The sequence below is a fragment of the Brucepastera parasyntrophica genome, from assembly GCF_022376835.1.
Classification (GTDB): domain Bacteria; phylum Spirochaetota; class Spirochaetia; order Treponematales; family Treponemataceae; genus Brucepastera; species Brucepastera parasyntrophica.
Genome location: NZ_CP084606.1, coordinates 3,106,712 through 3,126,550, shown reverse-complemented (window position 1 = coordinate 3,126,550; position 19,839 = coordinate 3,106,712). Strand labels below are relative to the sequence as shown.

The window sequence follows — 19,839 nt, the reverse complement described above, 5'->3', positions numbered from 1 at the left end:
TAAACCGGGCAGAATAATCCGCCCGGGTACTATTATTTTTTCTTGTGCCGGTTTCTTCTAAGTTTTTTCTTTCGCTTGTGCGTCGCTATTTTCTGACGTTTTCTCTTTTTTCCGCAGGGCACGTCGGCACTCCTTTTATATGGATATCTTTTAAGTATGCATAAAAACCGTATTAGCGTCAAGTATTGCGGGAAATTTTATGTTAAGGAACATTTTCAGCTCCGGATTTTAAAAAATGAGTTCCGCAAAGCCCGCTGAGATTATAGAATTCGGTCACAGTATTATATATTTCCATTATATCATCGGCTGGAATATGACGGACACCGGACATCGGCCGGATAAAAGTTTCCTGGCGTTTTGCATATTTCCGGCTGTTCCGCTGAATGAGATTCTGAACGGACATAATATCAGTATCAGATAAATCCTGTCCTGAGCGCATTTTTTCAGCTGCACCCGGAACGGCAAAAAATTCACGATAGCCGATAGCCCTTAAACCGGAAGATTCGGCAGTGTATCCCGATCTGACGAGTGAACTGACTTCTCCGGCAAGCCCGGACCGGACCATTTCCTGCACCCGGGAATCTATACGCCGGTACAATTCCTCTCTCGCGCGGTCCAGAGAGATAACGCGGAACAGATATCCCGTCCTGAAATGGCAGGGAAGATCAAAAGAACTTTGGGCTTTGCCTGACGCGGCGTATATTTCCAGCGCACGGATAATCCGGTATTCATCATGGATTCCGATGCGCCGGGCCGATACAGGATCGATTGCCTCAAGTTCTTTTAGCAATACGGCTATTCCCTCTTTTTCTGCCCTTTCCTGAAGTTTTTTTCTTACTTCCGCATCGGCCTGGGGCGTTTCGGGCAGTCCGAAAAGGAAGTTTTTAATATAAAAGGCGGTTCCGCCGAGGACTACAGGCATTTTTCCCCGGGAAAATATATCCCCGCAGGCCGCGTCGGCAAGCCGGACAAAATCCCCCGCACAGAACTGTTCATCAGGATCACAAATATCGATAAGATGATGGGGCAGCTTTTTGCGGAAATCCCTGTCGGGTTTTGCCGTGCCTATATCCATACCCCGGTATACCTGCATGGAGTCAGCGCTGATTATTTCAGCCCTGCCATTTAAAAGGGCTGAAATTCCCTCAGGAATTGGGATGGATGGTTTTTCGGAGAAAAAAATATCGGCAAGCGCTGTTTTTCCGGACGCTGTCGGCCCGAAAATAACCAGTACGGGAAGACTGCTGCTATGAGACATATTTGGAAATTCCGGAAAAGAAGGAATTAATCTTTTTCGATCTGGTATTCAACCGTTTTGGTAAAGACCTGTTTTGCTGCAAGAGACACAACTTTTCCGTCGTTTTCCTCTATTTCAGGGTCATGGACCATGGAAAGCTGATAGGCACGTCTGATTGCCGCGCAGGTTATTTCATATACATTGCCCGTAAACTCAACGAGCTGTTCCAGTGGGAATATCATAGAATATAGTATATATTTTTTTCCATTTTTGTTCAAGTGAATCTTGTGCGGATACCCGTATTTAGATACAGTAAAGGTATTAATTTCTTCGGAGGCCTGTATAGTCAAATAGCTTTAATTATCTGACTATTTCCGATTGTTACTATTTCTGATACAAAGAATCAGAAGCTTCTTTGTATCAGAAACTAAAGGTAAAGGAGTATATTTATGGAAAATAGTAATGCATCCGGACCGAAACGCCCGAAATGGCTTTCGCTTCCGGTTATTGTAACGGCTATTGTGATTGTTCTTGCGATTATAATAGCCGCCACAGGACTTTTTGTTGTTGATCAGACGGAAGACGCGGTTATCACCAGATTCGGAAAATACCGCATGACGGTTGGTCCCGGACTGCACTTCAAAATTCCTTTCGGAATTGATAACAGCTACAATGTCCCGACAAAAACAGTAAGGACCGAACAGTTCGGGTTCCGTCCGGTGAGAGGCGGAGTCCATAATTCCTATCAGAACAATCTGAGAAATGAGTCAACCATGCTTACCGGGGACCTCAATATTGTTGATGTCGAATGGATTATCCAATACAGAATTGTCGATCCAAAAGCCTGGCTGTTTAACGTTCAGGAAGACGTCAGGATTTCAACTATCAGGGATGTTTCGCAGGCTGTCATTAATTCCCTTGTCGGAGACAGGGCGATCCTCGATGTTATCGGGCCGGAACGCACGGCAATAGAAAACCAGGGAACTCTTTTGATGAATGATCAGCTGAAGGAATTCGGTATCGGAGTGACAATAATTAATGTCCAGCTGCAGAATATTGTCCCCCCGGAAGGCGTTCAGGCGGCTTTTGAGGACGTCAATAAGGCTATCCAGGACATGAACAGACTTATCAATGAAGGCAAGGAAGCGTATAACGCGGAAATCCCGAGAGCGTCCGGTGAAGCAGAAAAACAGATCCAGATTGCCCAGGGATACGCTTCGGAACGGGTAAACCGCGCAAAGGGCGATGTTGCCCGCTTTAACGATGTTTATGCGGAATACCGAAAGGCCCCGGATGTTACCCGGCGAAGGTTATACCTGGAAACGATCGAGACCCTCTTTACAACGGAACAGGGAACAACTCTTGTTGACAAAAAACTTGACAATTTTCTTCCCCTGAAAAACCTTGAAAATGCGGGAACAGCAGTACGGGGAGGCAACTGATGAAAGGAAAAGTAATACGTGCGTTAATAATTATTGCTATTGTTCTGATAGTTATCCTCATGGGTAATCCGTTTTATGTGCTGAAGGAAGGGAATCAGGTTGTTATTACCCGGTTCGGCGAAATTGTTAATTCTACCGCAGAGGCCGGGCTTCATCTAAAGGCGCCGTTTATTGACACGGTAATCACCTACCCCAAAAAACTTATGTCCTTTGACGGTGATTCCCAGCGTATCCCTACCAAGGAAAACCAGTTCATTATTGTAGAAACCACAAGCCGCTGGAAGATTTCAGATCCGGTCAAGTTTTATGAGGCCGTGACTACCATAGAAGAGGCCTATCTGAAACTCGGCGATATTATCGACTCGTCAGTAAGAACGGTTATCACTTCTTCCGGGCTTAATGATGTTGTCCGTAATTCAAACATTATTAATGAACTGCAGCACAGTGAAAACTTCGCGCTCGGGGCTGAAGCTGAAGATGTACAACTGATTCAGATAACGGGCGATAAGGTTATCTATGAAACAATTACCCGGGGGAGGAAGGCACTCAGCGCCGAAATGGCGGCTATTGCCCGGGAAAAAATGCCGGAATTCGGCATTGAATTGCTGGATATAGTGCCGAGGCAGATAAAATATTCCGATGAGCTGACAGGAAGCGTTTACAGCAGAATGATCAAGGAACGGAACCAGATTGCCCAGACATTCAGATCGGCGGGAGAAGGAAAAAAAGCGGAATGGCTGGGAAAACTTGAAAATGAGAAAAAAACCATCCTTTCCGAGGCTTACAGCAGGGCTGAATCAATAAAAGGTTCAGCGGACGCGGAGGCATCCCGTATTTACGCGGAATCCTACAGCCGTGATCCGGAATTCTATAGTTTCTGGAAGAGCATAGAAACATATAAAACAACCCTGCAGGGATTCGATAAGATTCTTTCGACCGACATGGATTTTTTCAGGTATCTGTATTCACCGGCGGGCCGCTGACAGTATGAATATTGCCGTTCACTATGAATATGAGGGCAAGCCTGTCCTGGCTATCAATACAGGCTTGCGTCCGGAGGCTTTCGCAAAATCCCGGCTTCCCAAATCCCTTGATGAAAAGGGGTTTATACTCCGGCCGTCAGGGGAAGCCGAGGAATGGCTGCCCATCGGGACATTCTGCGCAGGACCGGAAGGCAGTGAAACCGTGTATATATACGGAAAAGAGGTCCCGGGCATACCGCTTCTTCCGGAAATACTGGAAAATGAACGGGGCCGGGCCTGGGAAAAACTGTATCAGACCGTAAAAACAATACGTGCTGCCGCAAAGTCCGCGCCGGGGATTGCGCGGCAGGCCGCGGGCTGCGGTCCCGCCGGCATCTTCATTGCGGATGAAGGCAGCGTTTTTATTCTTCCGCTGGAAATCTGCATAAGAAGCATTGCCGCGCAGGGCAATGCATTCGAAATGGAAAACCGGTTATTCTGGATACATCCCGATTTCAGGGCTCTCCCGGAGGAAATTTCTTTTAGCTTTATGGCAGGGACACTCGCCTATTATCTGCTGTGCGGTAAAAGGCCCTTTATCCCGGTCAGGCGGCCCAAACGAAAACTTGAAAAGGAAGCGGCTCCGGCAGAATATACGGCCGGACTCATCAGAAAAAACTTTTTCGAACCGGCCGGAGTCGCTGTCTGGGCGCTGAAACCGGAGGCCGCGGAAGCAATAGACGGTATGCTCCGGGGACGCGCCCCAATACAGGCTTTTCTGGATCTCGGCCCTGATTTCTCAGCCCTCTTTGATGCGGCAAAGGTAAATCTGCCCGAAACGCAGGAATTTCAAAACAGAAGAACCGCCGAAGCCAGAAAAAGGGAATCACGGGTACGGCGGGAAGCTTTTATCCGCTACAATATAGGAAAGTTTTTTACGGCCTGTGTCCTGCTGTGCGGAATTGTGGTTGTTACAATAATTGTTATATCCGAATGGAAATTCCAGCCGACGACTCTGGGCCTCACGCCCGATGAGGTCCTGGAGGATTTTTATGACGGAATCCACACGCTCAACGGAAAACTGATTCAGACATACGCGCCGAAGGCGAAAACGAATTATCACGAATTTATAAACATGCTTTTTATTACAGCCAAAATCAGGGAAACTATTGACAGGAATTCCGGAATAATCACTCCGGCCGAGCTCTTTGCAGACAAGGAAATGGGTACGAGAAGCGTTTTCGGTATTACCGGATTTATGGTCGCTCCTGTTTCCCGGACCGAAGCTGAAGCCGTATATACCGTTTCATTTTATTTATGGGTGCCGATGGCGGCCAAAAGCAATGACATTAATGAAACACTGAATATGATAGCTTCCGGAGAGCCAATGCCGGCGGGCTTGAGTGTATATCATTATATCGATGATATAACGGTGTCCTATGTAAAGGACCGCTGGATTATTACTTCCATAAAAGCGGCGGAACGGACCCTGATTGAACCTGACGGAGAAAAGCTCCTCAGATCGGTCAGTGACGGAAGCGCGCTGGAGCTGCCCTACGCGCCGGTTATTGAGGAAATAGAAAAAGCGGTTATCGATTAGGAATATCGTCCCTGAAATTGGGATAATAACTGGCACATTAATTAAAAACCCGTTCAGTTTACGCCTGAACGGGTTTTATTTTCCCTAATGGGGGACTCCGGCTCTTGAAAGCGGCCAGAACCTGAAAAAAGCGGTCCCAAGTATTTTATCGGCATGGACATACTTGGGAGCGAGAATGGAAGAATAAACAAACGAATAAGGATCTTCAGAATCAATCGGAGTCAGTCTGGGCGTATAGGAGTGGCGCATATCAAGGGAATTAAAGCGGTTATCACCCATCATAAAAAAACAGTTTTCCGGTATATAGTCGTTTTCACCGGCAGGAAATTCACCGAAATTCCGCTGGTCATGCCAGGCCATATAAAATCTGTAAGTATCCGCCTCGGCCAAAAGACTTCTGCGGATTCCGTCCGTGGCAAACTGTTCAATTGTACTGTTTGCGGCAAGCAGTTCGGCATTGCGTACAATCAGCTTACCCATACATAACTTCAAAAGCAAATCAATATGAAATGACTGTTCATCAAATAAATTTTTTCTCGGCGGAACATTAATCCAGGCGGTCATAAAATCCCGGAACCAGTTATACCCGCCGTTGGTTGTAAGCAGCGTTTTTGTTATACTATCATTTGACTGGAACATATAAACCAGCTCGCGCTGCTGTTCGGAAAAGAGTTCCGGCGTACTGTATATGGTATCCGGGGAAATTTTCAGCGAGGCAAAGCGTTCCACAAGACCGCGGGCTTCGGCAGCAGCGCTGTCGAGATCGATATCGGAGCGTTTTGACTCTACTGATTCAAGGAGCGCAAAATTTTCTTTTGACATAGGAAGATGCTGGACAAGCATCCTGTCGGAACGCGGAAGCGAATTTATATCCCACATTGCCCAGACTGCGTCTTCGGAAACCGGTACAAATTCACCGCCCTGCCGTCTGCTGTACAGGACACCGTCAACCAGCATCAGTTTTTCACCGGGAATACCCGTAATCCGTTTTACAAGAGGATCAGCCTTTACTCTGCCGAATTCGTCCCGGTTAATATTAACGGTCGTAAAGGTGAGCATATAGACCAGCTGGTGGGTAAAAGAAAGGACTCTCGCTTCTTTTGTGTCATTGTAATGGGGATTGCTGAATACAACAATATCGCCCCGGCCATAGGAACGCATCCGGGGAATACCGACATCAGACAAAGGAAATTTCGGGCCTGAGGGCGTTTTAATAACCGCGACCCGGTCTCCCACCATAAATTCGGGAACCATTGATTCAGAGGGAATCGCATAAAGCTGCAGAATAAATTGCTGAAAAATCAGTACAAAACAGGCGGCCTGAAGCAGCGCATCGACCCATTCCAGCAGGTGAATATGGATCGGCTTTTTTCCGGCCGGAGGCGCGGGCATTTTGGGGTAAATACGGGTTACCCGTTTGTCGGAAAGTTTGAACGAAATAAAAAAACTTAACACGCAGACAATCAGCCATACAATAACGGTAAAAAGATCGAGAATAAACGGACATTCAAGTTCCGTGGCGCGCCTGATTATAAACCCCGCAAACAATACAAAGGGAAGATATTCAAGCAATTTCCGGAAAAGGAAGAGACGCTGTCTGTCAGGTTTTTGCTGGAGCCGGAATGCGGCGGCAAAACATACCAGAGAGTATATAAGAGTGAGAGGGAAAGCCCATGCCGCCGCATTAAAAGCAGGAACAAAAGACAGGAAGGAAAACACCAGTGAAAAACCAGTACACAGATACATTATTATTGTCATAAAGCCTCCGGATGCCGCGGGCATTTCTATATTGATAAAACTTTTTCCACAAGCAGTATAGCAAAAAGGAATACAGAAGGCTATACTTCCCGTTATAGTTAAATAATCTGAATTATTTACCTATTTCCGATAGTAAGTATTTCTGATGCAATGAATTAACCAATTTCTTACATCAGAAACCTAAATTAAAGGAATATATATGGATTTTGATGAAATTTCACCGGATAGGCAAGACAAACCGAAATTAAACGGTGCATTTCTTGAAATTCCGGGTTCACTGCTGACTCGGCTGACGTCGGAAGCTTTTTCCCGTCTGGCTTTTACGTTTACCCGGGAACATCTGGAAAATCTTGCCGCCGTTGTGACGGCTGAATCTTCCAGCTATAATGATAAGTTAACAGCGTCGCTTTTACTCAGAAATGCGGTTATTGCTTCGGAAGGAATACTCCCGCTCTGCCAGGATACCGGAACAGCCCAGATTTTCGGCTGGAAGGATGAGGGAATCATTACCGACGGAGATGAAATACAGGCATTAACTTCAGGCATAGAAAATACCTATACAACAAAAAATCTCCGTTACTCGACAGTAATTCCTGATTCACTGTTTGAAGAACACGATCCGGGGAACAATCTGCCGGGACAAATCCTGATTACCGCATCTCAGAACAGGAACGAATCGGGACCAGTATTCCGGTTTTTATTCTGCGCAAAAGGAGGCGGTTCTTCCAATAAGACAGCCCTTTTTCAGGAAACCAAGGGTATTCTGAATGAAAAAAGTTTCACCGGGTTTCTTGAAAAGAATATAGCAGGGCTCGGGACTTCCGCCTGCCCGCCTTACACGATTGCGGTCGTTATCGGAGGCATCAGCCCGGAACAGAATCTCCTTGCGTTAAAACTGGCAACGGCAGGCTGGTTTTCCGAGCGGAGGCCCGGATATGATTACCGTGTTATGGGAACTGAACCGCTCCGCTTTCCGGACTGGGAAAAAAAGGTAGTTGAAATTGCCGCGAAAACAGGATTCGGCGCCCAATTCGGAGGCCAGGCAATGGCCCTTTCAGCCCAGGTCCTCAGACTGCCGAGACACGGCGCAAGCTGTCCGGTATCAATAGGCGTTTCCTGCTCAGCCCACCGTAATATATGCGGATATATTGACAAAACAGGAGCCTGGATTGAAAAGACCGAGCCGAACCCGCTTTCCGTCCCCGGTCTCGCAGAAGCCGCGGCTTTTTCGCAACAGCAGAATACCGGTCCGGTCCACATAGAAGTTGAAAACGACATACAAAAAACCAGAAAAAACCTTTCCGCCATTAAACCGGGCACTCCGGTGATTCTGTCCGGAAAAATACTGGTGGCAAGGGACGCGGCCCATGCCCGCTGGAGGAATTTGCTTGAACAGGGACAGCCGCTCCCCGGATATACAGCAAAATATCCTATTATATACGCCGGCCCGGCGGAAACTCCCGAACACCATATTATAGGAAGTTTCGGCCCGACTACCGCGGGCAGAATGGACGCTTACGCGGAAGAATTAATGGAACGGGGCGCGGCCCTCATCACTCTCGCTAAAGGAAACCGGAGCGAAACATGGAGAAGGACTTGCGAAAAATACGGCGCAGTATATCTCGGCGTTATTGGCGGGGCGGCGGCCCTTATTGCGGATTCATATATAACGGGGAATGAACTTATAGATTATCCTGATCTCGGTATGGAAGCGGTCAGACTGATAACGGTCAAGGAACTTCCGGCCTTTGTCCTGATAAATGGCAGCGGACAGGACTTTTATGAAGAACTTGTACAGGCGGCAAAAAAAACATAAATGGCCCAACCTTGTGCGTCCGTCGTACATTCTGCCATATATAAGTGTATAGGTGCTATACACAAGTGTTTAGTACCTATACACTTTCATCCACGGACCCTTGCCCTGAACAATCAGAGCTGTATCAAAAATTATCCGTTCAGGAAAATCCTCCGGAAATTCTTTTCAACCTGTTCCTCGAAGGCGGATTCAGCAATCCCGGAGAGCGCGGCGGCAGTACGTGTAACCGGATAAATATCGTCCGGGATACTGTACGGCTCGCCCTTAAGCTGCATGTAGGGAGCATCGGTCTCGGTTAAAAGCCGGGCCGGATTTATTCCGGCGACCGTTTTACACAGGGACTTGTCACCCTTAAGAATATTCTTGCCGGCGCAGAAAAAAGCATTGACTCCTTTTTGCAAGAACGATTCGGCTTCAACCAGTGAACCCGGCCAGCCGTGAAAAATAACGGCCCTGACTTTCGACAGTTTTCGAATTTCCGCGAACAAAAGATGCAAAGCTTTCCGGCAATGAATAACAAGAGGAAGGCCCCTCTCCAGCGCCAGATCAAGCTGGAAATTCCATACCTCCCGCTGCTGTTCAACCGTAACGCGGAAAGACTCATTAAAAAGATCAAAACCGCATTCCCCTATTGCGTGAATACGGCCTTCGCCTGCAAGGGTTTCCATTAACTGCTGCATCTCCATAACCATTGCTTTTTCTTTCACAGCATCATGTTCCGGAAAGGCCGCAAAAATCTGAGGATGGATGCCGAATGAAAGAAAGATTCTTCCGGGATTTTCTCCGGCGAGGGATTCATGGTACAGGAACTCGTCCCAGCGGTAGGCGGAAGTACAGGCCATGCTATCCTGAACCAGCTCAGGTTTTTTACCCGTGCGGCAGAATAAATCATACAGATGGATATGGGAATCAATATACATTATAGTCCTTTAATTTAAGCTTCTGATGTAAAGACTAATTCTTTACATCAGAAACACTTACAATCGGAAATAGTCAAATAATTTTAATTATTTGACTATACATGTCAAATATACACCCGGTATTTAAAATTGTCAGGTATATCCGGGCCTGAAACAACCGGATTTTTAATAAAAAAACAGCCAAAAACTCCGGGAAGATAACTCTAAAGCTATCCCGCAGAAACCCGAAAATAATAGTGAGGTTTTTGCTGAAAGCGAAAATGTCTTCTCTGGAGGTTATATGAAAAGCTATTATATCAGGAATAACACAAACACAGTGTCTTTTCTTTCAGTAGTCAGGGAAACGGAAGAAGGTTATATGGTTCGCATAACAAGAGATCTTGACGGATATACAAAGGTTATTGATGAATTTTTGCCGAAAATGCTGTTTGACAGCTGCCTTCGGACCGGATATTTATCGGAAATTGAGGAATCAGCCGAAAACGCTATAGCCTGAGGGTTATTCGATCCGGCCAGCCGGAAAAACAGGGGTGATCAAAGCAAGAGCATCACCCCTGTTTCCGTTTTTAACCCATGCAATTTGAACCCCCTTCCGTTCCATTCTCCTGAACCAGGTTTCCTGCCGCTTCGCAAATTGACATATCGCGGTATACAATAATTCCGTATATTCTTTTTCTGAACTTATTTTTCCCTGAAGCAGTTCCGCGGTATACCGGTATTCCAGTCCGAGGCGCTCAAGACGTTCCCAGCCTATTCCCGCCGTGTTAAGGTTCCTGACCTCTTCAATCATGCCTTCCTGAATTCTGCTTTCGAGACGGTCGCGTATGCGTTTTCTGAGTTCGGAACGGTCGATCCGGACGCCCAGTATATAGGGGTTTAAGAAGGGTTTCTGCAGACGGCTTTCAGTGGGCTGCAGAGATACATCAGATTTGTTTTTCTTTATAAATTCCGCTATTTCTATTGCCCGTACCAGTCTGGGCCGTTCAATGAGGTCGCTGCTGTTATGGACTTCGGGTCTCAGCGACAGCAGCCTGTTTATGAGAATTTCCGGAGGAAGTCCGGCAAGTTCGGCCCGGAGGTCCGGATTAACGGGGACCTCAACAAAGTCATAGCCCCGGATAATGGCATCAAGATACATTCCCGTCCCGCCGACAAAAACAGGTATGTTACCGCGGCTCCGTATACCGGAATAAGCCCGGGAGGCGTCTTTATGAAAATCAAATACATTATATTCGGAATCCAATCCGGCAATATCGATCAGATGATAGGGTATTTTCCCGTATTCATCCAAATCTTTGCCTGAACCTATATCAAGTCCCCGGTATACCTGCCGCGAATCAACGGAAATTATTTCGCCGTTTATTTGGTTTGCGAGGTAAACACCCAAATTCGTTTTTCCGCAGGCTGTCGGGCCGAGGATAATCAAGGAATCATAGAGCTGTTCCATAACGTATTCCTGATCCGTAACCACTGTTGTTTTCTACCATATCCGCATTATAAAGCATTTCAGGTAATCCGACTCAGGATAGCCCAAAAGCACGGGATGATCGGGTGAGGGGCCTCTCTGTTCAAGAATCTGCACTGTTTTATGGGAATCCATTGCCGCATTTTGCAGCATCCGGTAAAAAAGGTCTTCGGAAAAAAAGTGGGAACAGGAACAGCTTACCAGTATCCCTCCCGGAGTGAGCAGTTTCATAGCCCGCAGGTTGATTTCCTTGTATCCGCCGTATGCCTTATCAACCATTTTTGCCGTTTTCGTAAAGGCCGGCGGATCCAGGATAATCATATCAAAGGAACGTCCTTCTTTTTCATATTGTTTGAGCAGGTCAAATATATCCGCGCAAACCGCCTGCATGTCCGTTCCGGCGCTGTTCAGTTTAATGTTAGCCCCTATGACGTCAACGGCTTCTCCTGAAATATCCACTGAAACAACAGAAGAAGCTCCGTTCTTCCAGGCGTTGAGACCGAAGGCCCCGGTGTGCGAAAAAGCATCGAGGACATTTTTTCCGGCTGCGTATTTTGCGGCAGCCAGGCGGTTTTTTTTCTGGTCAAGGAAATAGCCTGTTTTCTGGCCTGTTTCCAGATTTACCCGTATAAGAATTCCGTTTTCCGAAATAGTTATTTCAGGGTCGTGTACGTGTCCTATCCAGCCCTTCTGCCTCGGAAGCCCTTCCAGGTCGCGGACATGAACATCGCTCCGTTCAAATATTCCGTCAGGCCGGATACTGTCATTCAGAATTGATAGTATTTCATTCCGGAAAAGATCTATTCCGAATGTTAAAAACTGAACTGAAAGAAAAACCCTGCCTCCGGTATCGGCGAAACGGTCAATAATAAGGCCGGGTAAAAAATCCGCTTCCGCAAAAACAAGACGGTAAGAATCTTCCTGATTAAACAGTAATTCACGCATTTCAGCGGCTGCGGCTATACGTTTTCTGAACAGCAAACTGTCGATCGGCTCTTCCCTTTGCCGGGTAAAAATCCGTATAATTATTTTTGAATTTCTGTTAATAATTCCTCTGCCCAGAAAAAAACCGGACTTGCTGAAAACCTCCGCAGGTTCCCCTGTTTTGCAATCGCCCTGGTAACGTTCTACTTCATTATCAAATATCCAGGGATGTCCCAGCCGGATACGGGCGTCTTCTTTTGACTTTAAAAAAATCTTATTCATAGCTGAAATTGAGTATATCCGCTTAATTGCATTAAGCCTACCGGTGTGTTATAGTCAAATAATCGAAATTATTTGACTATTTCCGATTGTACGTGTTTCTGATGTAAAAAAAAGCTGATTCTTTACATCAAAAACGTACAATAAAGGAGTATATTTTATTAATATGAGAATAATCCGATTTTGCTGTTGTATTTTATTTTTCGTTATGGTTTTTCCGGCTATGGCAATGACAGACCGGGAGCTGCGGGACGATTTTATCAGATCATCGCAAAAAGAACTTCTCCAGACCATTCTGCATGAAATCCCCGGAAATACACTGGGCGACTGGAAAGATACGCTTGAATCCGTTCTGTTCCTGCTGTTTAGGCATACGGAATTATACCGTGGTTCCCTGCGGCTTTTAGTCACGGACAGCCCGGATATTCAGGTTAAAATGTATCCGGAAGGTACTTTTCTGGTTTCCTCTGCCCTTTTGGACTATATAGATATTACTGTTTATGAAAACGCCGCGGAATCGTCCCGGCGGATAAGAAATCTCGATGCCGAGAGGGAAGCCCTGTTAGTCCCCTTCCTCGCCATTGAAGCCGCCCATTTTGCCCTGGATCAGCCCTTTACCAAATACAAACGCATAACTGAAAAAAAAGCCGGTTCCGCAAATCCGGCCATGTATACTGATGAAGAAATATTTAAAGCGGACAGTATGGCCCTTGTTCTTATGGAGCTTGCAGAATTTTCCTCCGGCAGCTATATAAACTGGCTTAAAACCCTTGGCAAAATAGCGAAAGACAAAGAAGTATATCCTGAATTCTCGGACTATCTGCGGTCCTTTCCGGCGCCGGAATCGCGCCTCGCGGCCATAGAAGCGGAAAGGAAGAACATAGAAAATATAACCGGTGAATTTTCTTCAGTATTGACAAGCCTCAGAACAGCGACCGCTTTTTCCGAATCCGCGGCCGGTCTCGCTGCGCTGCAGGAATCCTATCCCCATTCGTCCTTTATTATGAGGCTGAATGCCCTTATCCTGCATCAGGAATGGTTTTTTAACCTCACGTTTGAAAACCAGTTCTTGCAGACTTTTTTTCCTGTTGCCCAGGATTTTTCTCCATACAGGAATGCAATGATTGCTCTGGCAAAACAGAATACAGCAAGAGAATCGCAGCACACGCTCATAAAAAACCAAAACACCATCCCCGGAAATGTCCGGATATATAACGCGGCCCTTGACGCATATAAAAATGCCCTGGAAATATATACGGACCCGGCCTTTTCCTCATCTTACGCAATGCTGCTTGCGCGAAAAGGTACCGAAGCAGACCGGAATAACGCGCTGTCCATAGCCGAAAACGCAGCCGCGCAGGAAGCCGGCAGCCATTCCATTATTGCCAGGACAAACTACGCGACCCTGCTTTTCCTGATGGAAGCCGATTCTTCACGGGCATATCTGCTGCTGGAAAATCTTGTATCCATAGCATCTTCCGAATCTGTACAAAGCAGGGTTCTTATTACAGAGGGGTTCCCCGGAGATTTCAGGGATATTCTGCTGAATCAGGCTCTTATGATGCGCATGCAGGGAAATGTCGTACGGCTGAATGAAAAGCTGTCGGCCCTGGAAAAAATGTCCATACCGGAAAATGTCAAAAGCACGCCTATAAGGTTTATTGCGCCCGGAGACAATACGGATGAACTGCTCATCCGGTGGGGACAGCCTTCAGAAATTGTATACAATTATTATACCGAAAAATGGATGTATCCTTCCCTGGCGGCGGACATATTTGCCATTCCCGAAGATAAAACAAAACGGACAGGCAAAATTACCCTTATAAAGCTGAAAACAGGCTCCCCGATTTCTCCGGCAGGAAACATACGGACAGGCGACAGCAGGGCGGATTTTGAATCTGTTTTCGGTTCTCCGTTATATCAGGCGGGCGACAGCAGGATATATCTAAAAGACGGAAACAGATACGCGGTTTTATATCTTGCCGGAAAAATACGGCAGATAATAATCAGCAGATAAACTACTGAGGGCGGCCGGGCTTATCCGTACTTTTTTATTTGCCAAAAAGGGAAACTGCGGAGAGGCTTTTTCCATAAAAGGCCTCTCCGTAAAACCAGCGCGGAGCGTATATTGCCGCCTTATTATGCAATATTGATCAGAGGGAATCAAAAATATCGTCCATTGAAAACAGACCCGTTTTCGGCCCTTGACCGGCTTCCGGGGCGGCGAGCCATTCAAGGGCGCGGACCGCTCCGAGCGCGAAGCCTTCCCTGTTTCTTGCCCTGTGCGTAAGCTCGATTGTATCGGCGGGAGAATCAAAAATGACCGAATGGGTTCCCGTAACCGAGCCGACTCTCAGGCTTGAAACCTGAAGTTCCTCCGGCAGGATCTTCCTGCTCCCCAGTTCCGTTATGATTGTCTTTTTCCTGGGAAGGTTTTCAATAATATGTTTCGCAATATCAATACCGGTACCCGAGGGACTGTCGGCCTTCTGGTTATGATGCGCCTCAAATACCGCGGCGTCATATTCATCAAAATCGGCCATTAATCGGGACGCGTATGAAACAATCCGGTAAAACAGATTAACACCCACCGAAAAATTGGCGGAATACAGCAGAGCGGATTTGTTGTCATGGACCAGCTTTTCTACATCTTCCAGATGGTCCCTCCAGCCGGTTGTCCCCACTACCAATGGGAGCTTCGTCGGAATAAGGGCTACCAGATTATCCATGACTGACGCAGGATGGGAAAATTCTATAATCCCTTCCGCCCCGGACGCGGCTATCGCTGCAACCATTTCCTTTTTGTCTGAGGTAACGCACTGGGCGTCCTCCGCGAAAAGATCTACCGTACAGACAATAGTATGGCCCCGCAGTTCAGCGGCGCGGGCAATCATATGTCCCATTTTTCCATAACCGACAAGCGCTACCTTCATTTTCAGACCTCCGTTAAATTTTTAACTGAAAGAACAGGGTGTTTTTCCGTCCGCTCCGAAGTAACAGTCATGGAGCAGCCGGACAACACGTTCGGCTTCATTTGACTCGCAAATCAGGCTTATATTTACCTTCGATGCGCCCTGGCTTATCATCTGGATATTTATTTTTTCACGGGCAAGGGCCTCAAAAGTTACCGCAAGAATACTGCTCGAACGGCTGACGTCGCAAATAACCGTTACAATAGCTTTGTGTTTTTTGATTTCAATGCTTGCGTATTTTCCCAGATCCTTTGTCAGAGCGGAAAAATCAGCCTTCTTACTGTCAACAGTAAGCGAAACGGAAACCTCCGATGTGGCGACTACGTCAACACTGATATTATGGGCGGCAAAAATATCAAAAACCTTTGCGAGAAAACCGTACTGCCCGAGCATGCGGGTTGAAACAATATCAATAAGAGTTACATTCTTTTTTGTTGTTATGGAACGTACGGGAGGAAGTTCAGTTTCAGACTCCGTCACAATAATGGAACCCGGAGCATCAATATTATATGAATTTTTTACCCTGACCGGAGTCCCTGTCTGAATACAGGGCTGCATGGAACGGGGATGCAGAACCTGAGAACCGAAATAAGCAAGTTCGGCTACCTCGTCATAGGTTGCGACCGGAACAGTCTGCGCGGTTTTCACAATCCGGGGATCGGCGGTCAGAATGCCGTTTACGTCCTTCCATGTCTGGACCTCCTCAGCCATGAGCGCGGAACCGATTACAGTTGCGGTCAGATCGCTTCCGCCGCGGCCGAGAGTAGTTATAAAACCATTTTTGTCTTTTGCAATAAATCCGGTAACTACAGGGATTGCGGTACTCGCCCCTGCCCGTCCTTCCGCATAGGGACCGAGACTGGCACGGATATTTTCCTGAACATCAGGCAGCAGTTCCGCGTTTGTGTAATTTGAATCAGAAAAAAAACCTATATCCCAGGCATCATAAAAAACAGCCGGAGTCCCCTGGCTGCTGAGATAGGCGGCCATAATACGGACTGAAAGCCGTTCACCGAATGAAACTAGATAATCCTTTGACCGGGGAGAAAGTTCCCTGAGCATTGAAACTCCGGTCAGAAGAGTTCGTAACTCTCCGAGAAGTTTTTCTATTCCATCAACAGGAATACCCAAAGCCGCGGACGTATCCTTGTGCAGTTTTTCTATGGCATCTATAGTCACTTTTCCCGACAGGGCTGCGTCCGCGGCATCAAGCAAATCGTCAGTGGTATCGCCCATGGCAGACAGCACGACAACAGGTTTTCTGTCCGAAAAATTCTGTATTATTCCGGCTACATGACGGATACGTTCACTGTTTGCTACAGAAGACCCGCCAAACTTCATTACAATCATATCCAAGCTCCGCGATTTTTAAAATTAAGATATAGCATACACCTTTAATTTAAGTTATCTGACTATAACGGCCGGGAATTCCCGGAATCCGCTTTCACAATATACTTGCTTTGGGCTAAAAATACAATAGAATTTCCTGGAAACCGGAATTTCAGGAAAACTTCGTTAACGAAATTTCGAAATACCCGTTTTTCCGGATTTGTATGAAATCAGAAAAAAATGAGCTGGTTCAGTTTTTTTGATATTACTGTGCGGATATAAAAGCTGTCAGCGCTTCGCGATACCGAGGGAATAATAATACTGTCCGGCGGGATCATACCAGCGGTCAATAATATAGAAATCAGTCAGGACGCCTTCGGCAATTATCAGACTCCCTTCTTTAAGGCTCGTTTTTGAGCCCCGGGAATTCTCGAAATTTGAAGTCACGGTATAGTTCTGGACATCAGAATTGATCTGTCGGACAATATTCTGGGCCGCGTCGAGATCGGCGCTGAACAGGGAATCGCAAACGAACCGGTGAACCGGCGCTATCCCAACACCGACATAGTAGCCGCGTATTGAAGGAGGCTTGGTAACCCAGACAGGCCTGTTGTTTTCACGCAGAAAGGATGAGGCGGAAAAACCGATGACACTCTGCCTTTTTTCCGAAGATAGATGGGGATCGGTAACAAGAAGATACACCTGCCCGTCCCGTATAATCGTCCTTTTTACCTGGATGCGGGATTTAATGGTTTCAATAACCGAATCATTAAAAGAATACACAAAATCGCTGGCCGTACCCAGATAGCGTCCGAAGGATTCATCAATATATCCTGTTTTTATATATAAACCGGACATAAGGGCAATCTGCCTGGCGGCATTTGTCAGAGCAGCGTCATGGGCCTTTTCTATGGATGACATGGGAGGAGAAACCGCAAGAATTTCATTGTATTCAGCGTCACAGAACCGGTAGGTAAAAGAAAGAACAGCCTTCTCGAACGCGTCGTCTGAAGACATATGGCATATACATATGCATGAAAAAAATATAAAAACTAATAAGTGCTTTTTCATCCCGGCAAAAAATCTGAGGCTGCGCGGAGCAATACTTCTCCCCGGCAGCCTCGACTAATAATTGCTTATTCTTTTGATGCTTCGAGACGTTTGAAAGCTTCCTGGGCCTTGAATTCGGCGAAGGCAGCGCTTTCGTTGCGGGTATAGGATTTCAGCTGATTGTCCAGATTGGCAGCAGCCTGATTGATATCATACATCATCAGAACATATACGCCGCCGTCGGGATCCTGCCATGAATCCTCAATTTCAGCACCCGAGAGTGAAACTTCTGCAGTCTGCTTTGAAACTTCTTCCATAAACTCGATCAGTTCGCGGCTTTCGCCAATTCCTGAATCCTGGGTATATGTGGAAAGAACAGTTTTCACATCAGCCTGGAGCCAGAGCGCAATTTTATTGCGGGCATCAGCTTCAGCTCTTTTCTGGGAAGTTGCATAATTTGACATTTTGCCGTAACCGACTTCATAATGAACATCAGCAGCTTTTTTGCCCATTTTTGCTACCCAGTCAGGGCGGCCGTCATTTGATGTTGTAGTTGCCGGAGAGCTTCCGCAACTCGCAAGAATAGCCACGAGACCTGCTACAAAAAGCAATTTAATTGTTTTTTTCACTTCAAAATCCTCCTCACAGATTTTCTGTATCCCTTTTTTGAATACAGTTTTGTTATTGAAATGCTATTGTCACTATATCATAGTTAAACCGCGTTATCAACTTTATTTCAAAATTTGTTACATTATTTTCGGGAAAATACCAGTTTTGTTATTTTATCCCGAAAAACTTTTAATTACGCTGTATTTATGATACTGTTTTACAATGCAGTTTCAAATACATACTCTGGTTTTATATAAATCCCGTCCGGCGATTGTTATTGGTCTGGATAACGATAAAATAGAAATTCAGCTTGCTGAAGACGTCAAAAAAGTAAGGAACAAGGATATTGTTTTTTTGCACGCCGGCCCGGTCCGGAATTTACAGGCGGTTCTGTCAGCTGAACTGCCGCCCGGCGAACCTTCCGATGCGCTGGATTTTTTTGAAAATGAAAACCCTTCTTATGCTGAATTAACGGAGCTTATCTGGGGAAGTTATCCGCCTGAAGCCGCGTGGGTTATTTGGGAAGCGGTAGCGTCCTCGCCTTTTTTTATCTGTGAGGCGCCTTCGGAACCTGTCACAATCCGTTCGAAAGATGAAATAGCCGCGGGTGAACAGAAACTCAGGGCAAAACAGGAAGAAGAATTAATCAGGGCCGATTTTGCCGGAAGGCTGGAAAAAACGCTGGCAGGGCAGAATTCCATACGCCTTCCTGATGACAGCAGGTTTTTGCAGGAGATTGAAGGCCTCGCTCTCGGAAGTACGGCAAAGTCCAGAATCCTGAAAGAGGCGGGAATACAGGAAACGCCCCAGAAAGCCCACCGGACTCTGCTTTTAAGCGGATTCTGGCCCGCCGGGAAAAACCCCTGGCCGTCACGGCGCGGGCATACAATCAGTTCACCAAAAATACCGGTGCCTCCGCCGGACAGCCCCGGAAACGCCGGAGACAGGCTCGATCTCACGCATTTTGAGTCCTGGGCAATTGACAATGAATGGAGCAGCGATCCCGATGACGCAATATCCTTTGACGGCGAAAAATTATGGGTTCATATTGCCGACCCCGCTGAAACTGTTTTGCCCGGTTCCCCTTCTGATAATGAAGCAAGAAAACGGGGATCAACGCTCTATATACCGGAGGGCGCGGCCCGCATGCTTTCCGAAAATGCCCTTGAATACTACGCGCTGGGTCTTTCTGCTCCCTCATACGCCCTTTCCTTTTGTATAAGCCTGGGCGCGGCGGGAACAGTCGAAGATGTCGCTGTACACCGGAGTCTGGTCAGGGTACAGCGGATTACATACCGGGAAGCATACGACAAGAGGGAAAAAAGCTCCTTTGCGTCCTTTTTCAGCATAGCTGAAAGAAATATACAGCGCAGACAGAATGCAGGGGCCGTTTTTATCGATCTGCCGGAAATCCATATTTCGGTTACAGACCCGCTGGGGACAGCCCTGAAATAGAAATAACTCCTGTTGAAACAA

At 46.6% G+C, this 19,839-nt stretch carries 17 protein-coding genes; 7 read left to right on the top strand and 10 right to left on the bottom strand.

Annotation, left to right across the window (positions count from 1 at the left end; translation table 11 throughout):
• Positions 1–202 precede the first annotated feature (202 nt).
• A complete protein-coding gene (miaA, locus tag K7I13_RS14985) occupies positions 203–1,258 on the bottom strand; it encodes a tRNA (adenosine(37)-N6)-dimethylallyltransferase MiaA (RefSeq protein ID WP_255946906.1) in 1,056 nt (351 codons plus the stop codon).
• 26 nt (positions 1,259–1,284) lie between these two features.
• On the bottom strand, positions 1,285–1,479 hold the full coding sequence (locus tag K7I13_RS14980) for a DNA-directed RNA polymerase subunit omega (protein WP_255946905.1): 195 nt from the start codon (positions 1,477–1,479) through the stop codon (positions 1,285–1,287).
• Positions 1,480–1,686: 207 nt separating this feature from the next.
• Here K7I13_RS14980 and hflK point away from each other — a divergent pair, with 207 nt between their 5' ends.
• The 3 genes from hflK to K7I13_RS14965 are packed head-to-tail and all read left to right on the top strand — an operon-like array spanning position 1,687 to position 5,241.
• Positions 1,687–2,679, top strand: coding sequence for an FtsH protease activity modulator HflK (hflK, locus tag K7I13_RS14975; protein WP_255946904.1), 993 nt, complete (start codon positions 1,687–1,689; stop codon positions 2,677–2,679).
• Positions 2,679–3,662 carry a protease modulator HflC gene (hflC, locus tag K7I13_RS14970; protein WP_255946903.1) on the top strand — a complete coding sequence of 328 codons (984 nt, stop codon included), beginning with the start codon at positions 2,679–2,681 and terminating at the stop codon, positions 3,660–3,662. Before hflK ends, hflC begins: the two co-directional genes overlap by 1 nt.
• A gap of 4 nt (positions 3,663–3,666) precedes the next feature.
• Positions 3,667–5,241, top strand: a complete 1,575-nt coding sequence (locus tag K7I13_RS14965) for a hypothetical protein (protein ID WP_255946902.1) — start codon at positions 3,667–3,669, stop codon at positions 5,239–5,241.
• Between the two features lie 84 nt (positions 5,242–5,325).
• Here K7I13_RS14965 and K7I13_RS14960 read toward each other — a convergent pair whose 3' ends face one another.
• Entirely contained in the window at positions 5,326–6,999 is a 1,674-nt protein-coding gene (locus K7I13_RS14960; RefSeq protein WP_255946901.1) for a S26 family signal peptidase, read from the bottom strand.
• 199 nt (positions 7,000–7,198) lie between these two features.
• On the opposite strand from K7I13_RS14960, the gene K7I13_RS14955 reads away from it, so the two are divergent.
• Positions 7,199–8,815, top strand: a complete 1,617-nt coding sequence (locus K7I13_RS14955; RefSeq protein WP_255946900.1) for a fumarate hydratase C-terminal domain-containing protein — start codon at positions 7,199–7,201, stop codon at positions 8,813–8,815.
• A gap of 131 nt (positions 8,816–8,946) precedes the next feature.
• Here the strand turns inward: K7I13_RS14955 and K7I13_RS14950 are convergent, their stop codons facing one another.
• Positions 8,947–9,735, bottom strand: coding sequence for a TatD family hydrolase (locus K7I13_RS14950; protein WP_255946899.1), 789 nt, complete (start codon positions 9,733–9,735; stop codon positions 8,947–8,949).
• Between the two features lie 280 nt (positions 9,736–10,015).
• Between K7I13_RS14950 and K7I13_RS14945 the strand changes: the two genes are divergently transcribed.
• On the top strand, positions 10,016–10,231 hold the full coding sequence (locus K7I13_RS14945) for a hypothetical protein (protein ID WP_255946898.1): 216 nt from the start codon (positions 10,016–10,018) through the stop codon (positions 10,229–10,231).
• A 3-nt stretch (positions 10,232–10,234) separates the two neighbouring features.
• Here the strand turns inward: K7I13_RS14945 and miaA (K7I13_RS14940) are convergent, their stop codons facing one another.
• Entirely contained in the window at positions 10,235–11,182 is a 948-nt protein-coding gene (gene miaA / locus K7I13_RS14940) for a tRNA (adenosine(37)-N6)-dimethylallyltransferase MiaA (protein WP_255946897.1), read from the bottom strand.
• A 33-nt stretch (positions 11,183–11,215) separates the two neighbouring features.
• Positions 11,216–12,406, bottom strand: a complete 1,191-nt coding sequence (locus K7I13_RS14935) for a class I SAM-dependent rRNA methyltransferase (RefSeq protein WP_255946895.1) — start codon at positions 12,404–12,406, stop codon at positions 11,216–11,218.
• Between the two features lie 226 nt (positions 12,407–12,632).
• Here K7I13_RS14935 and K7I13_RS14930 point away from each other — a divergent pair, with 226 nt between their 5' ends.
• A complete protein-coding gene (locus K7I13_RS14930; protein WP_255946893.1) occupies positions 12,633–14,420 on the top strand; it encodes a hypothetical protein in 1,788 nt (595 codons plus the stop codon).
• Positions 14,421–14,556: 136 nt separating this feature from the next.
• Here the strand turns inward: K7I13_RS14930 and dapB are convergent, their stop codons facing one another.
• From dapB to K7I13_RS14910, 4 genes are all read right to left on the bottom strand, one after another.
• Positions 14,557–15,336 carry a 4-hydroxy-tetrahydrodipicolinate reductase gene (gene dapB / locus K7I13_RS14925; RefSeq protein WP_255946892.1) on the bottom strand — a complete coding sequence of 260 codons (780 nt, stop codon included), beginning with the start codon at positions 15,334–15,336 and terminating at the stop codon, positions 14,557–14,559.
• 21 nt (positions 15,337–15,357) lie between these two features.
• On the bottom strand, positions 15,358–16,725 hold the full coding sequence (locus K7I13_RS14920; RefSeq protein ID WP_255946891.1) for an aspartate kinase: 1,368 nt from the start codon (positions 16,723–16,725) through the stop codon (positions 15,358–15,360).
• Positions 16,726–16,992: 267 nt separating this feature from the next.
• Positions 16,993–17,721, bottom strand: coding sequence for an LPP20 family lipoprotein (locus tag K7I13_RS14915; protein WP_255946890.1), 729 nt, complete (start codon positions 17,719–17,721; stop codon positions 16,993–16,995).
• Positions 17,722–17,840: 119 nt separating this feature from the next.
• Positions 17,841–18,383, bottom strand: coding sequence for an LPP20 family lipoprotein (locus K7I13_RS14910; protein WP_255946889.1), 543 nt, complete (start codon positions 18,381–18,383; stop codon positions 17,841–17,843).
• Positions 18,384–18,585: 202 nt separating this feature from the next.
• Between K7I13_RS14910 and K7I13_RS14905 the strand changes: the two genes are divergently transcribed.
• The gene (locus tag K7I13_RS14905; protein ID WP_255946888.1) at positions 18,586–19,818 is read left to right on the top strand and encodes an RNB domain-containing ribonuclease; all 1,233 of its coding nucleotides are present in this window, start codon (positions 18,586–18,588) and stop codon (positions 19,816–19,818) included.
• Positions 19,819–19,839: the final 21 nt, after the last annotated feature.